Here is a 14,416-nt window from a genome sequence, read left to right on the forward strand (position 1 = left end):
CCGTGGCGGTATGTCCGTCCTCGCTATCGTCCGGTGGCCGCCGGGCCACTTCGGCTCCGGAGTGCCGGTAACCGTGCTCCGGGCGGACATACCGGCCCGTCCCCTCGGGTGCGTGGCCGTCTGCGGGTGCGTGTGGGCTGCGGGTCTGGTCTGTCGGTGGGTGCGGGGCCGTGGCGGTATGTCCGTCCTCGCTATCGTCCGGTGGCCGCCGGGCCACTTCGGCTCCGGAGTGCCGGTAACCGTGCTCCGGGCGGACATACCGGCACGTCCCCTCGCGTGCGTCGCCGACTGCGGGTGCGTGTGGGCTGCGGTGCTGGTTCGTCTGTGGGTGCGGGGCCGTGCCGGTATGTCCGTCCTCGCTATCGTCCGGTGGCCGCCGGGCCACTTCGGCTCCCGAGTGCCGGTAACCGTGCTCCGGGCGGACATACCGGCACGTCCCCTCGCGTGCGTCGCCGACTGCGGGTGCGTCTTGGGCGGTCCCTCATGGCTGGGGCGAGTCGTGGCTGTGGGGCACTTCGGCCCACCCGCGTTTTACGTTCACCGGCCCACCTCAGTGGGATGCTCCCGGGCCCCCGGCCGTACGTCCCCACCCAACCCCGCTGCTCTACGCGCTCCCTGGCGCCGCGGGGTAATCGGGTGGGTGGGTGGGAGAGGTTTGTTCGGTGCGGTTGGGGCTGTGGGGAGCTGTTGGGCGCCTACGCCCGGGGAAAGCGGGACTGGAGGGACCAGATGGCCGGGTTGTCCGCCAAGGGCTCGTGGAGGTCCGTGAGGTCTGCCAGGAGGTCCTGGAGGAAGTCCCGGGCCTCGCGGCGGAGTTCGGAGTGGGAGAAGGTCAGCGGGGGGTCCTCCGCCCGCATCCAGTCCGCCTCGATGTCCACCCAGCCGAACCGCCGCGTGAACAGCATGCGGTCCGTCGACTCCGTGAAGTCGAGCTCCGCGTACTGGGGGCGGGAGGCGCGGCTGCCGCGCGGGTCCTGGTCCACCTGCTCGACGATGTCGCACAGCGCCCACGCGAAGTCGAGGACGGGAACCCATCCCCAGGCTGTGGACAGCTCCCGGTCCGCCTTCGTGTCCGCGAGATACACGTCCCCGCAGAACAGGTCGTGCCGCAGCGCGTGGACGTCCGCGCGGCGGTAGTCGAACTGCGGGGGGTCGGGAAAGCGGTGGGAGAGGGCGTAGCCGATGTCGAGCACGTGATTGATGGTGTCATGGCCCGGGAGGGCGAGACGCTGCTCAGGGCAGCAGGCGTTGTTCCTTCGCCACCGCCACCGCTCCCGCCCTCGTGTCCACGCCGAGCTTGTCGTAGATCCGGCCCAGGTGCGTCTTGACCGTGGCCTCGCTGATGAACAGCGCGCGGGCGATGTCCCGGTTGCCGAGCCCGTGGGAGAGCTGCGCGAGGATGTCGAGCTCGCGCTCGGTGAGCGTGGGCAGCGGCTTGCGCATGCGGGCCATCACGCGCGACGCGACCGGCGGGGAGAGCGTGGTGCGGCCCTGCGCGGCGGCGTGGATCGCGGCGAAGAGCTCCTCGGGGCGTTCGGCCTTCAGGAGGTAGCCCGTCGCGCCCGCCTCGATGGCGCGGGTGATGTCGGCGTCCGTGTCGTACGTCGTCAGGACCAGGACGTGGGGTGGGGAGGGCGTGGCGGACGACGTGATGTGGCGCGTTGCCTCCACGCCGTCCATTCCCTCGCCCAGCTGCAGGTCCATCAGGACCACGTCCGGGGTCAGCTTCGCGGCCAGCGCGATCGCCTCCTCGCCCGTGCCCGCCTCGCCGACCACCTCGATGTCCGGCGCGCTGCCGAGCAGGGCGAGCAGTCCGGCGCGTACGACGATGTGGTCGTCGCAGACCAGGAGGCGGACCGGGGGTGCGGGGGGCGTCATGGGGACTCCTGGGGGGTCAGCGGGATCGAGACCGAGAGGACCGTGCCCTCGCCCGGTGCCGACTCGATCGTCAGTGTGCCGCCGAGCTGCCGCGCACGGGCGCGGATCGCGGGCAGGCCGTGCCCCCGCCGGTCCGCGGCGGGCGGCTGCTCGGCGGGCGTGAAGCCGCGGCCGTCGTCCGCGACGTCGAGCACCACCTGGTCGTCCAGGTGCGTGAGCGTCAGCGCCGCCGTCGTCGCGGAGGCGTGCTCCGTCACGTTGGCGAGGGCGCCCTGCGCGATGCGCAGGAGCGCGGACTGCGTCTGGTCGGGGAGCGGCGCGGGCGTGCCCTCGGAGTGGAAGCGGACCGTGAGGCCCGCGTCCTGCGCGGTGCGTGCGGCGAGCGTCCGCAGCGCCTCGTCGAGGCCGCCGCCGTCGGCGAGGTCGGCGGGTGCCAGGTCGTGCACGAAGCGGCGCGCCTCGGCCAGGCCGCGTTCGGTGATCGACTCGGCCGTACGGACATGGGTGCGGGCCTTGGCCGGGTCCGTGTCCCAGACGCGGTCGGCGGCCTGGAGCAGCATCTGCTGGCTGGACAGGCCCTGGGCGAGGGTGTCGTGGATCTCCATGGAGATGCGCTGACGTTCGGCGAGGGTGCCTTCGCGGCGCTCGGTGGCCGCCAGTTCGCGGCGGGTGCGGATGAGGTCGTCGATCAGTTCGCGCTGGCGGGCCGCCTGGCGCTGCATGTAGGCGAAGACGGCTGTCGCGATCGCCGACACGGCGGGCGGCCCGAGGATCAGGTCGGGGTCGTAGCGGCCCGCGAGCCGCAGTTGGGACGCGATGACGCAGCCGGTCAGGACGGCCACCAGAACCAGGGCCGCGCGCAGGGGCAGCGTCCGCATGCCCGTGAAGAAGAGCGGCACCGCGCACCATCCGAAGCTCGGCGCGAGGATCACGAGGACCAGCCAGACCGCGACGACCAGGGCGAGCCAGGCAAGGCGGCGTGGGGTGCGGCGGATGCCGGGTGCCGGGCCGCCGGGAGAGCGGGGTGCGGAGCCTCTGCCCAGCAGGGGCAGGGCGTAGAGGACGGCCAGGACGACGGAGAGCGCGATGATCCACGGGACGCGCGCGCCGCCGGGGTGGCGCAGCAGGAAGCGGGCCAGCGAGGCGCCCAGGAGCAGGTAGAACGTCGTGTGCATGACGGCCGCGAGCCAGCGGGCGTCCGGGTCCGGCGTCCGGGGGGCCAGGCCGGGCGTGCGCTGACCCTGACCCCGTCCGTGTCCGTCTCGTCCCTGCCCGTGTTCCCTTTTCACTGGGCGCCTCCTCTCGTACTGCCGTCACGCGGTCGCTGAACTGGGCAAACACCCTCATTGTGACCCGGTGGGGCCACGGGAGGGTCAACCGATCGGTTGACCCTGGTGTCGGCCGAGTCGCGCGCGGCTCCCAGCCGGTACGCCGAGGGGTTCGGGCCGGAAACGGCCGGAGGATCGATGGCAGAGGAAACAACAACCTCCCTCCCTCCCGATCCCCGCCTCATCTCAAGGAGCCTCCGATGCAGAAGATCTCCCGCCGCACCCGTGTCCTGACCATCGCCGCGACCGCCGCCGTCCTCGGCGCCGGTACCTTCGGTGCCGTCTCCGCCAGCGCCGAGGCCCCGGCCGCCGCCGCGAAGGCCGCCGTCACCGCCGACGCGGGCAACAAGAACCTCACGCAGTCGACGCACCTGAACATCGACGCCGCGACGAAGGCCGCCCAGGCCACCCTCGACGCCGCCGAGAAGGAGAACCAGCGCGTCACGGTCGCCGTGGTCGACCGCAACGGCAACACCATCGTCACGCTGCGCGGCGACGGCGCGGGCCCGCAGTCGTACGAGTCCGCCGAGAAGAAGGCGTACACCGCCGTCTCCTGGAACGCGCCCACCTCCGAGCTGGCCAAGAACCTGGAGAAGACGCCGAACCTGAAGGACATCCCCGGCACCCTGTTCCTCGCGGGCGGTGCGCCGGTGACCGCCAAGGGCGCGCCCATCGCGGGCATCGGTGTCGCGGGCGCCCCGTCCGGCGACCTGGACGAGAAGTTCGCGAAGGCGGGCGTCGCGGCGCTCGGCCGCTGAAGCCGCTGAAAGCGCTGAAGCCGAGACGCTGAGCTGCCGAAGCCGCCGGATCTCATCATGCTGAGGCTGTTCCCGGTCCGTACGACGACGAGGAGAACGATCATGACAAGGACCGCTGACGACCAGCGGCTGCTCGACGCCGCACGGGCCGGGAACGCCGCCGGTGTGAGGGCGGCCCTCGACGCGGGCGCCCGCGTCGACGCCCGCGACACCGAGCTGCGCACGCCCCTGCTGCTCGCCGCACTCGGCGACCACGTGGAGGCCGCCCGGGTCCTGGTGGCCGCAGGCGCCGACGTCGACGCGCAGGATCACCGCGCCGACAGCCCCTGGCTCGCCACCGGCGTGACGGGCAGCGTCGCCATGCTGCACGTCCTGCTTCCCGCGGGGCCCGACCTGAAGCTGCGCAACCGTTTCGGCGGGATCTCCGTGATCCCGGCCTCGGAGCGCGGACATGTCGCGTACGTACGGGAAGTCCTGCGCGTCACGGACATCGACGTCGACCACGTCAACGACCTCGGCTGGACCGCCCTGTTGGAGGCCGTGATCCTCGGCGACGGCGGGCGCGCTCATCGAGAGATCGTGGAGCTGCTGCTCGCCGCGGGCGCCACGCCCGGCCTCGCCGACCGGGACGGCGTCACACCCCTCGCGCACGCCGAGCGCCGTGGATTCGCGGAGATCGCCGCGCTGCTGGGCGGTGCTGCCTCGTGAAGCCCTCCCGGACGGTGGTCATCGCTCTCCTGGGGGCCGCTGCCCTCGCGGGCTGCGGTGCCGGCGGCGGCGGGTCGGCCCCGTCCGGCGGCCCCGAGCCCGCCGCCGCCACGTCCACCCTCCCCGCCGAGCAGCGCACCCCCGAAGGCACCCTCCTGGTCGCCGACTTCGGCTCCGACACCGTCACCTTCGTCGACCCCGAGCGTGGCCCCATCGACTCCGTGAAGGTCGGCACCGCCCCCTACGGGCTCACCGTGGGGGATGACGGCCGCGCCTGGGTCGCCACCGCCGACGCCGTCGCGGTCGTCGACACCCGCACCCGCGAAATCGTCGACCGCATCCCGTACGAGACGGACAGCGGCCCGGCGACGACCGGCGAGTACCGCGGCGGCGGCATGGGCATCGCCATCGCCCCGGACGGCGAGCACGTCTACGTAGGGGTCAATGTCCCTGACGGAAAGGGGACGTTGGAGGTCATCGACACGGAGAAGCGCGAGGTCACCGACACCGTTCCGGTGGGCAGGCGCCCCTTCGACGTGGACGTCTCGAAGGACGGCCGCGAGGTCTACGCGACCAATCACGACTCCTTCGACGTCACCGTCGTACGCGCCGACTCCCTGAAGCCCCGCCGCATCGAAGTCGCCCCCTACGGCACCGAAGGCGGCCTCGGCTCCTGGCTCAAGCCGCACTACGCCGCCGTACGCCCCTCGGACGGCAAGCTCCTGTTCCCCTTCGAGGGCGAGAAGCTCGTCGTGGTCGATCCGCGCACCGGCGAGTCCGACATCGAGCCGATGACGGCCAACACCCACCAGCACGGCGCGCGGATCACCGAGGACGGCACCCTGTTCGCGGTCGGCACGGGACCCATCGACCCCTCGGAGGACAAGGGCCCCTCGCTGACCATGCGTACGAAGGACGGCAAGGAGAAGGTCTTCCCGCTCGAAGGCCCGCACGAGGACGTCGCCGTCTCCGAGGACGGCGGCACCGCCTACGTCTCCGGCGGCTTCACCCGCGACGGGTTCTGGAACGGGATCACCGTCATCGACCTGGAGAGCGGCGACACGCGTCGACTCCCGGCAGGGGAACGCCCGTTGGGCATCGCCGTTCTCTAGGCACTTCCTTCGCACCACGCACGGAGTGCCTGGGCAGTACGGTGCGCCTGGGCCGTGCGGGAGGCCTGGGACGCGATGCCGGGGACGCTCGACGTGATGAACGAGCCGCCGCCGGTGAGGCCTCCGACCACATGCACGCGCGGGTCGGCGGGCATCAGCCCGCCGACCACTTCGGCAACGCCCGTGTGCGCATCCGGACCACCGAAGGCCGCCGGCCCTCGTCATCGAGCCCGCGTGCGCGCGGGACGACCACCGCCGAGATCGCCGCGACGCTGTTCATCTCCCCGCACGCGGTCCGCGACCACCTCAAGACCGTCTTCACCAAGGCCCGCGTCTCCAGCAGGGGCGAGCTGGTCGCCCGGCTCTTCACCGACCACTACTGGCCCGCCCTGCCGCAGGCCGCCCCCGGGTGAAGCCGGAAGCCGACGCTGCCCCACCGAACATATGCCGCATAAGATCACAGGCGTGCACCCACGATCCATGGCGCTCCGCGGCACGTCCGTCGCCGCCCTCACCGCCCTCGCCCTCACCGCCTGCAGCGGTTCCGGAGTGCACGGCACGCCCGGAGCCGACGGCCTGCGCGACCCGTACTTCCCGAAACTGGGCAACGGCGGCTACGACGTCGCGCACTACGACCTGACCCTCGGGTACGACCCCGACGCGCACCGCCTCACCGGCACGGCGGAGGTCACGGCGCGCGCCACCCAGGACCTGAGCGCCTTCAACCTCGACCTCAAGGGTCTGGACGTGCGGAGCGTGAGTGTCGAGGGGAAGGACGCCTCCTTCCACCGTGACGGGCAGGAGCTGACGATCCGCCCGCCGGACGACCTCGACAAGGGCGAGACGTTCCGCACGACCGTCCGCTACTCCGGCGACCCGGAGACCATCACCGACCCGGACGACTCCCAGGAGGGCTGGCTGCGGACGAAGGAAGGTTCCCTCGCCCTTGGCGAGCCGACGGGCTCCATGGCCTGGTTCCCCTCCAACAACCACCCCTCGGACAAGGCCTCGTACGACATACGCCTCACCGTCCCCAAGGGCCTCAAGGCCATCTCCAACGGCGAGTTGACGCGCGAGTCGACCAAGAACGGCCGCACCACCTTCGCCTGGCACAGCGCGGAGCCGATGGCGAGCTATCTGGCGACCGTCGCCATCGGGCCGTACGAGGTGAAGAAGTCGACGACGAAGTCCGGCATCCCGGTGCTCACGGCGGTGGAGCCGTCCGAGGCCAAGGACAGCGCGAAGGCGCTCGCCCGCATCCCCGAGATCATGGAGTGGCAGGAGCTGAACTTCGGCCCCTACCCCTTCTCGTCGACCGGCGCGATCGTCGCCCGCGAGGGGGACGCGGGGTACGCCCTGGAGACCCAGACGCGCCCCACCTTCCCCGGCGCCCCCGACACCGGACTCGTCGTCCACGAGCTTGCGCACCAGTGGTTCGGGAACTCCGTGACGCCCAAGTCCTGGCAGGACATGTGGCTCAACGAAGGCTTCGCCACCTACGCCGAGTGGCTCTGGGAGGAGGACCACGACGGCGACAGCGTGCAGGAGACCTTCGACCAGATCTACGCCGACGACTACTACGAGGACAAAGAGGACAACGACGCCATCTGGGCCTTCCCGCCCGCGAAGCCGCCGTCCGCCGCGAACATCTCGGACAGCCCGGTGTACGAGCGCGGCGGCATGGTCATCCACAAGATCCGCCAGGCGGTGGGCGACGACACCTTCTACGACATCGTGCGGGGCTGGACGAAGGCACACCGCCACGGCAACGCGGACACCGAGGACTTCACGCGGTACGTGGAGAAGCACGCGGGCGGCGATGCGGCGCGCGAGAAGGTCCGCGCGATCTGGGGCCCGTGGCTGTACGGGGACGGGAAGCCGGAGCGCCCGTAAGGCGTGGTCAGAGCGGCTGCGGCAGCTGCTTGCGCAGCACCGCGCAGGGGCGGCCCGCGTCGATGTCGCGCCGGTGGCCGATGACCTCGTACCCGAGCCCGCTCCAGAAGGCGAGCCCGGTGTCGTTCCCGTCCAGGACCGCGAGACGCACCCCCTCGCGACCCTCCTGGCGGAAGTACTCCTCGATCCGGGTCACGAACTCCCGCCCGTACCCCTTGCGTTGCTGCCCGGCGTCGACCATGAGCAGGCCGATCCACGGGTCCGGGTCGGCGGGGTCGGGGTGCCGGTCGAGCGTGATGCCGATCCCGACGGCCCGGCCCTCGGAGCGGGCGACGAGCACGCGCGCCCGCGGCTCGGCCAGATCGTCCGCGAGTGCGGCGGCGACCTGTTCGGGGCGGATGTCGTGGGGGTCGGGGAAGTCCCCGGAGAGCGCGTGGAAGACGTGGTTCGACGCGTACAGGGCGGTGAGCTCGGTGAGCAGCTCGCCCGGGAGCGCGCCGTCCTCCGCGGAGGTGAGGGTTTCGAGGATCATGCGGCGCAGGCTAGCCGCATTCGGGCCTACGCCTTCAGGGATTTGAAGGCCCGCGTCTGGTCCACGATCGCGCGCTCCGTGGGGAGACGTTCGATCGACGACGCCCCGAAGAAACCGACGACTCCTGTGGTGCGGGACAGGACGTGGGCCGCGTCCTGAGGCTCCGCGATGGGGCCTCCGTGGCACAGGACCAGGATGTCGGGGTTCACGCGCTTGGCCGCGTCGTGCATCTCCTGGACCGCCGTCGCCGCCTGGTCCAGGGTCAGGGCCGTGCCCGCGCCGATCGCGCCCTTCGTCGTCAGGCCCACGTGCGGGACCAGGACGTCCGCGCCCGCCCGTGCCATGTCCGCCGCCTGGTCGGGGTCGAAGACGTACGGGGTCGTCAGGAGATCGCGGGCGTGGGCCTCGCGGATCATGTCGACCTCCAGGCCGTACCCCATGCCCGTCTCTTCGAGGTTGGTGCGGAACGTGCCGTCGTAGAGGCCGACCGTCGGGAAGTTCTGTACGCCGGTGAAGCCCATGCCCTTCAGCTCGTCCAGGAAGCGGCCCATGTCCCGGAACGGATCGGTGCCGCAGACCCCGGCGAGGACCGGGGTGTCCTTCACCACCGGGAGCACCTCCCTGGCCATGTCCACCACGATGGCGTTCGCGTCGCCGTACGGGAGCAGTCCCGCGAGGGAGCCGCGGCCCGCCATGCGGTAGCGGCCCGAGTTGTAGATGATCAGGAGGTCCACGCCGCCCTCCTCCGCGCACTTGGCGGACAGGCCCGTGCCCGCTCCCGCTCCGATCACCGGACTGCCCTTGGCCACCTGGGAGTTGAGGCGCGCCAGGGCTTCCTCGCGGGTGATCTGTGTCATCGGCTTCTCCTCGGGTGGGTCGTGGGTGACGGCGGGTCGTGGTGACGGCGAGTCGTGCGTCACGGCGTCTGCTTCGGCGCGCGGGCGCCGATCAGCTCGTCCAGGCGGTCCGCCATCGCCACCGCGAACTGTGCGTCGTTGATGTGCGCGTCCACCTCATGGAGCCGTACGCCGCTGCCCCGCACCGTCGTCCGCAGCGCGCTCAGCCCGGCCGCGTCCGCCGCCGGGTCCTCGAAGGGGCCGCCCTCGGTGTCCACCGCGGAGACCCCGCGCAGCGGCCAGAAGAACTCCACGGGGCCGCGCGCGGCGGCGAGCCGGTGGCCGAGGGTGGTGCCGAGCGCGGCCATCTCCTCGGCCGTCGTACGCATCAGGGTGACCGTGGGGTTGTGCACGAGGAGCGTGCGGTCCGCGAAGCGGGGCGGGACCGTCGGGGCGGGGCCGAAGTTGACCATGTCGAGGGCTCCGGGGGCGACCACCTGCGGGATGCCCGCGCGGCCCGCCGCGGTGAGGCGCTCGGGGCCCGCGGAGAGGACGCCGCCGACCAGCTCGTCGGCGAGTTCGGTGGTCGTCAGGTCCAGTACGCCGTCCAGGAGGCCGTCGGACGCCAGCTTCTCCACCGCCCGGCCGCCCGCGCCCGTCGCGTGGAAGACGAGCACCTCGTACCCGAGTTGGTCGAGGCGGGCGCGGGCCGCGTCGATCGCGGGCGTCGTCACGCCGAACATCGTCGCGGCGACCACCTTGCGGCCCTGGCCCGCCAGTTCGTCGTGGTTGCGCTCGAAGCGCCGGGCCATGCCCGCGGCTGCCGCCGCCGCGTTGCCGAGGACCTGCCGGGAGACCGCGTTGATGCCGGAGATGTCCACGACGCTGTACATGAGGGTGATGTCGCTGCTGCCGACGTACGGCGCCACATCACCGCCCGCCATCGTGCTGACGAGTACCTTCGGCACCCCGATCGGCAGCGCGCGCATCGCCTGCGCGGCGATCGCCGAGCCGCCGCTGCCCCCTGCGGCGAGCACCGCGTGCAGCTTGCCCTTCCGGTGCAGGTCGAGGACCACCTCGGTCACGCCGTCCGCCATCGCCGCGACGGCCGTGCCCCGTTCGCCGGTGCTCCGCAGCTTCGCCAGGTCGTGCCCGGCCGCGCGGGCCACGGCGTCGGCCGTGACGTCGGGGGCGGGGGACTGTGCGGGCGGGGGCAGTATGCCGGTGTCGACGAGCAGGGTGTCGCTGCCGTACTCCCTGAGCCGCTCGCGCAGCCAGGCGTACTCCGCGCCTTTGGTGTCGAGCGTCCCGACCAGCACCACGGTCGCCATGGCCCTCACACTCCCTCAAGTGGTGGGTGGTGCTGCCGATCCTGCTGCCGCCGCCGCGCGGAAGCAATGACCGGAGGGCCGGTCGACGGGGGCGCCGGACACACGAGGGCCCCCGGCGGAGACTCCGCCGGGGGCCCTCGTGAACGGGTCTATGAACCTCAGACGTTGACGCCGAAGTCCTGCGCGATGCCGACGAGGCCCGACGCGTAGCCCTGGCCCACCGCGCGGAACTTCCACTCCGCGCCGCTGCGGTACAGCTCGCCGAAGACCATCGCGGTCTCGGTGGCGGCGTCCTCGCTCAGGTCATAGCGGGCGATCTCCGTGCCGCCGGCCTGGTTGAGGATGCGGATGAAGGCGTTGCGCACCTGGCCGAAGTTCTGCGAGCGGTTCTCCGCGTCGTAGATCGAGACCGGGAAGACGATCTTGTCGACGTCGGCCGGGAGGCCGGCCAGGTTGACGTTGATCTGCTCGTCGTCGCCCTCGCCCTCACCCGTGACGTTGTCACCGGTGTGCACGATGGTCTGGTCCGGCGTCGCCTTGTTGTTGAAGAAGACGAAGTGCTGGTCCGAGAAGACCTTGCCCTGCGGGTTCACCGCGATGGCCGAGGCGTCCAGGTCGAAGTCGGTGCCAGTGGTGGTACGGACGTCCCAGCCGAGGCCCACGGTGACGGCGGTCAGGCCCGGAGCCTCCTTGGTGAGCGAGACGTTGCCACCCTTGGACAGGCTTACTGCCATTGTTGGGAGTCCCTTCCCTCGTTGCGTACGAACGGGCTTCGTACTGGGGACGAAGCTACCGTCACCCCTATGAACGTCGACCGGGGTCCCAGAGGTTCCAGGTCCTTTTACTTTCTTTACTCGTCTCTTGCGCCCCTCCCGCCACAAGCGGGGCGCGCCGTAAATACGGGTGACGTGGACCGGACAGACGCGGGACCATAGGACTCATGTCCGGTCCCTATGTCATCCGCGGCTCCGTCTGCCTGCCCGAGGCCGAGCTCATGTGGCGCTTCTCCAGGTCCTCAGGGCCGGGCGGTCAGCACGTCAACACCAGCGATACGCAGGTGGAGCTGAGATTCGACCTGGCGGGCACGGAAGCGCTGCCCCCGGTATGGAAGGAACGCGCCCTGGAGCGGCTCGCGAGCCGGCTCGTCGACGGCGTCGTCAGCGTGCGCGCCTCCGAGCACCGCTCCCAGTGGCGCAACCGCGAGATGGCGGCCAGCCGCCTCGCCTCGCTGCTCGCCGAGGCCACCGCGCCGCCGCCCCGGCCGCGCCGCGCCACGAAGATCCCCCGGGGGATCAACGAGCGGCGGCTGCGCGAGAAGAAGCAGCGCAGCCAGACCAAACGCGGCCGCGCGGGGGAGGGCTGGGGCTGAGCCCCCGGCCCGCCCGGCAAAGGTGCGCGAGCAAAGACCGCGCAGCCCGGATGCGTCAGCCCAGCTGTCGGTACTTCCCCTTGAAATACATCAGCGGGCCCCCGTCGGCGCTCGGCAGATCAGCCGAAAGTACTCGCCCGATGACAAGGGTGTGATCACCCGCTGTCACTGTCTGTTCGGTCCTGCATTCCAGCGTCGCGAGCGCGCCGCCGACCAAGGGCGCCCCTGACGTCTCTCCCCTTACGTAGGGGATGTCCTCGAAGAGCAGCCGGTCGCTGATCCTGCCCTTCATCGCGAACCGGCCCGCGATGTGGCGCTGGCTCTCGGAGAGCACCGAGACGCCCCACAGCGGCTGCTCGTCGAGCAGGTCGTCCATCCGGGAGCCCTCACGCAGGCTGACCAGCACGAGCGGCGGGTCCAGGGACACCGAGAGGAAGGCCGTCGCGGTCATGCCGACGTCCTCGCCGACCGGTGCCTGCGGGTCGTCCGCGTCGAGGGACGGCTCGCAGGCGGTCACCAGGACCACCCCCGCGGCGAGCCGGGACATGGCGGCGCGGAACTCTTCGTTGCTCACCCCCACAGGATGCCCGTCGGGGGACGGGACACGTGGGGAGGGAGGTGCTGGGGGAGTCGCTGGAGCGCTCTCCGGGGATGTCTTCAGTACGGGAACCACGGGAGCGACGCTAGCCCCGCGGCACCCGTCACCACATCGGGCCCTGGGCGGAGACCAGGCCTAGGACCGATGGCCGAGGGGGCCTTCGGGGCTCTCGCCGGGCGCGCTCCGGGCGAGTGGACTGGACCAACGAAGGCTTCCCATCTGTGACTTGAGTCACAGGACCCATATTTTGTTGACCCTGTGTACCGAGTGAGCTGCTCGCTGTGATTCAGTGACGGTGGCAATCAGACACTGAGAGAACTCAGGTACTGAGAGAACAGTAAGGGCGCTGCGAATCCTGGAGTTGCTGTCGAGGTCTCGGGGAGAGCGAGCAATGGAGACCGAGTCGGAGCCGTACGTCCGTCTTGCGACCCTGCGGCAGCTGCATCAGGTGGTGGCGGATCTCAACACGGCCCGGAGCCTGGCGGACACGCTGCAGACCGTCGCCGACGGCGTGGTCAACGGCCTTGGCTATGAGCTGGCGTGCGTCAATCTCGTGCGCCCTGACGGCGATCTCGTCGTCGCCGCCTTCGCGGGCAACACCGCCGCCGAGGCGCTCATCACCGGCCGGGTCGGCTCCCGTGACGCCTGGGAGAAGCGGCTCTCCATGGGCGAGGCCTGGGGCGCCCTGAGGTTCATCTCGTACACCGAGGGCTGGGTCCTGGACGAGGACGACGTCCCGCAGTGGTACACCGACGGCCCCGAGCCCCGCTTCGAGGACGAGTGGCATCCGGCCGACCGCCTCTTCGCCCCCATGTACGCGACCGGCGCCGCCGGCGGCGAACTGCTCGGCGTGATCTCCGTGGACCGGCCCCGCAACGGCCGCAGGCCCGGCGCCTGGGGCCGCGAGGCCCTGCAGATGTACGCCTTCCAGGCCGCCATCGCGATCAGCAACGCACGACTTCGCGCCAACATGCAGCGCGCCCTGGTCCGCCTTGAACGCGAGCAGCAGGCGCTGCGGGCCAGCGAGGAGTCCTTCCGGCAGGCCTTCGAGTACGCCCCGTCCGGCATGGCCATCGCCGAGATGGGCGGCGACCAGCACGGGCGGATCCTGCGCACGAACGACGCCCTGTGCCGCCTGCTCGGCCGCCCCGCGTCCGCGATGCGCCGCTATTCGTTCTCCGACCTGGTCCACCCCGAGGACATCGGCACGCTCCTGCGGACCTCCGCCGAGGGCGGCCGCGCCGAGCTGCGCCTGGCGCGGCGCGACGGGACGTACGTCTGGGTGTCCCTGCGCAACTCCGTGGTCGCGGACGCCGCCGACGGCCCGCGCTTCCTGCTCACCCACGTCGAGGACATAGAGGAGCGCAAGCGCCGCGAGCTCCAGCTCGCGCACCGCGCCTCGCACGACTCCCTCACCGGCCTGCCGAACTCCGCCGAGCTGCGCTCGCGCCTCAGCGCCCGTCTCTGTCGCAGGCCGCACGCGGGTCAGCCGAGCGCGGTGGACTCGCTGGATGCGGCGTACGACGGCGTGTACGACGCGGACGGGCAGCACAGCTTCGACTACGGCTCGAACAACGCGCACGCCCTGCAGCAGGGCGGCGAAGGCTTCGACCACCACGTGCACACCGTCGCGCCGCCCGAGGGGCAAGGCGACACGGACGACGGCACCAAGGGCCTCGCGGTGCTCTTCTGCGACCTCGACGGCTTCAAGTCGATCAACGACCGCTTCGGGCACCACACCGGTGACGCCGTCCTCATAGAGGTGGCGAGGCGGCTGACCAGCGGCGTCCGCGACGGGGACACGGTCGCCAGGCTCGGCGGCGACGAGTTCGTCGTCCTCGCGGACGGGCTCGGGCGCGCCGACGCGCAGGACCTCGCGGTGCGGCTGCGGAACGCGATCATCCCGCCGATCCGGGTGGACGGGCGTGCGGTCCGTGTGGGGGCCAGTTTCGGCATCGGCTGGGCGCACTGCGGGATGTCGGCGGACGAAGTCTTGCACTCCGCTGACCAGCGGATGTACGTGGAGAAACGGTCCCGTGCCAAGCAGCACAGGCGGGCGGGCTGAGGGTCCGG

Annotated in this window: 15 protein-coding genes; 7 read left to right on the forward strand and 8 right to left on the reverse strand. The window is 71.5% G+C overall.

Annotation, left to right across the window (positions count from 1 at the left end):
- Nucleotides 1-695 precede the first annotated feature (695 nt).
- From AC07AG_RS20150 to AC07AG_RS20160, 3 genes are read right to left on the reverse strand one after another with little or no spacing between them, the layout of a single operon-like run.
- Nucleotides 696-1,193: a hypothetical protein gene (locus AC07AG_RS20150; protein ID WP_478756423.1), complete on the reverse strand. Its 498-nt coding sequence runs from the start codon at nt 1,191-1,193 to the stop codon at nt 696-698.
- Between the two features lie 40 nt (nt 1,194-1,233).
- Complete coding sequence (locus AC07AG_RS20155) at nt 1,234-1,878, reverse strand: response regulator (protein ID WP_478756424.1); 645 nt, start codon at nt 1,876-1,878, stop codon at nt 1,234-1,236.
- Nucleotides 1,875-3,053: a sensor histidine kinase gene (locus AC07AG_RS20160; RefSeq protein WP_478757034.1), complete on the reverse strand. Its 1,179-nt coding sequence runs from the start codon at nt 3,051-3,053 to the stop codon at nt 1,875-1,877. The genes AC07AG_RS20155 and AC07AG_RS20160 overlap by 4 nt, the downstream gene beginning before the upstream one ends.
- 353 nt (nt 3,054-3,406) lie before the next feature.
- On the opposite strand from AC07AG_RS20160, the gene AC07AG_RS20165 reads away from it, so the two are divergent.
- The 5 genes from AC07AG_RS20165 to AC07AG_RS20185 all read left to right on the forward strand — a co-directional run bounded on the left by AC07AG_RS20165 (nt 3,407) and on the right by AC07AG_RS20185 (nt 7,677).
- A complete protein-coding gene (locus AC07AG_RS20165; protein ID WP_478756425.1) occupies nt 3,407-3,964 on the forward strand; it encodes a GlcG/HbpS family heme-binding protein in 558 nt (185 codons plus the stop codon).
- Between the two features lie 102 nt (nt 3,965-4,066).
- Entirely contained in the window at nt 4,067-4,672 is a 606-nt protein-coding gene (locus AC07AG_RS20170; RefSeq protein WP_478756426.1) for an ankyrin repeat domain-containing protein, read from the forward strand.
- A complete protein-coding gene (locus AC07AG_RS20175) occupies nt 4,669-5,784 on the forward strand; it encodes a YncE family protein (RefSeq protein WP_478756427.1) in 1,116 nt (371 codons plus the stop codon). The genes AC07AG_RS20170 and AC07AG_RS20175 overlap by 4 nt, the downstream gene beginning before the upstream one ends.
- A 131-nt stretch (nt 5,785-5,915) precedes the next feature.
- Nucleotides 5,916-6,197, forward strand: a complete 282-nt coding sequence (locus AC07AG_RS20180) for a response regulator transcription factor (protein ID WP_478756428.1) — start codon at nt 5,916-5,918, stop codon at nt 6,195-6,197.
- 67 nt (nt 6,198-6,264) lie between these two features.
- On the forward strand, nt 6,265-7,677 hold the full coding sequence (locus tag AC07AG_RS20185) for a M1 family metallopeptidase (protein WP_478757036.1): 1,413 nt from the start codon (nt 6,265-6,267) through the stop codon (nt 7,675-7,677).
- A 7-nt stretch (nt 7,678-7,684) separates the two neighbouring features.
- Here AC07AG_RS20185 and AC07AG_RS20190 read toward each other — a convergent pair whose 3' ends face one another.
- The 4 genes from AC07AG_RS20190 to AC07AG_RS20205 all read right to left on the reverse strand — a co-directional run bounded on the left by AC07AG_RS20190 (nt 7,685) and on the right by AC07AG_RS20205 (nt 11,110).
- Nucleotides 7,685-8,209 carry an N-acetyltransferase family protein gene (locus tag AC07AG_RS20190; RefSeq protein WP_478756429.1) on the reverse strand — a complete coding sequence of 175 codons (525 nt, stop codon included), beginning with the start codon at nt 8,207-8,209 and terminating at the stop codon, nt 7,685-7,687.
- 26 nt (nt 8,210-8,235) lie between these two features.
- Nucleotides 8,236-9,066 carry a phosphoenolpyruvate hydrolase family protein gene (locus tag AC07AG_RS20195; RefSeq protein WP_478756430.1) on the reverse strand — a complete coding sequence of 277 codons (831 nt, stop codon included), beginning with the start codon at nt 9,064-9,066 and terminating at the stop codon, nt 8,236-8,238.
- Between the two features lie 59 nt (nt 9,067-9,125).
- A complete protein-coding gene (locus AC07AG_RS20200) occupies nt 9,126-10,376 on the reverse strand; it encodes a Tm-1-like ATP-binding domain-containing protein (protein WP_478756431.1) in 1,251 nt (416 codons plus the stop codon).
- A gap of 158 nt (nt 10,377-10,534) precedes the next feature.
- The gene (locus AC07AG_RS20205; protein WP_453400713.1) at nt 10,535-11,110 is read right to left on the reverse strand and encodes a TerD family protein; all 576 of its coding nucleotides are present in this window, start codon (nt 11,108-11,110) and stop codon (nt 10,535-10,537) included.
- A 206-nt stretch (nt 11,111-11,316) separates the two neighbouring features.
- On the opposite strand from AC07AG_RS20205, the gene arfB reads away from it, so the two are divergent.
- On the forward strand, nt 11,317-11,745 hold the full coding sequence (gene arfB / locus AC07AG_RS20210; RefSeq protein WP_478756432.1) for an alternative ribosome rescue aminoacyl-tRNA hydrolase ArfB: 429 nt from the start codon (nt 11,317-11,319) through the stop codon (nt 11,743-11,745).
- A 55-nt stretch (nt 11,746-11,800) separates the two neighbouring features.
- Here the strand turns inward: arfB and AC07AG_RS20215 are convergent, their stop codons facing one another.
- Nucleotides 11,801-12,292 carry a flavin reductase family protein gene (locus AC07AG_RS20215; RefSeq protein ID WP_478757038.1) on the reverse strand — a complete coding sequence of 164 codons (492 nt, stop codon included), beginning with the start codon at nt 12,290-12,292 and terminating at the stop codon, nt 11,801-11,803.
- Nucleotides 12,293-12,734: 442 nt separating this feature from the next.
- On the opposite strand from AC07AG_RS20215, the gene cdgB reads away from it, so the two are divergent.
- The gene (gene cdgB / locus AC07AG_RS20220) at nt 12,735-14,408 is read left to right on the forward strand and encodes a diguanylate cyclase CdgB (RefSeq protein WP_478756433.1); all 1,674 of its coding nucleotides are present in this window, start codon (nt 12,735-12,737) and stop codon (nt 14,406-14,408) included.
- Nucleotides 14,409-14,416: the final 8 nt, after the last annotated feature.

The organism is Streptomyces sp. NPDC044044 (genome assembly GCF_056434405.1).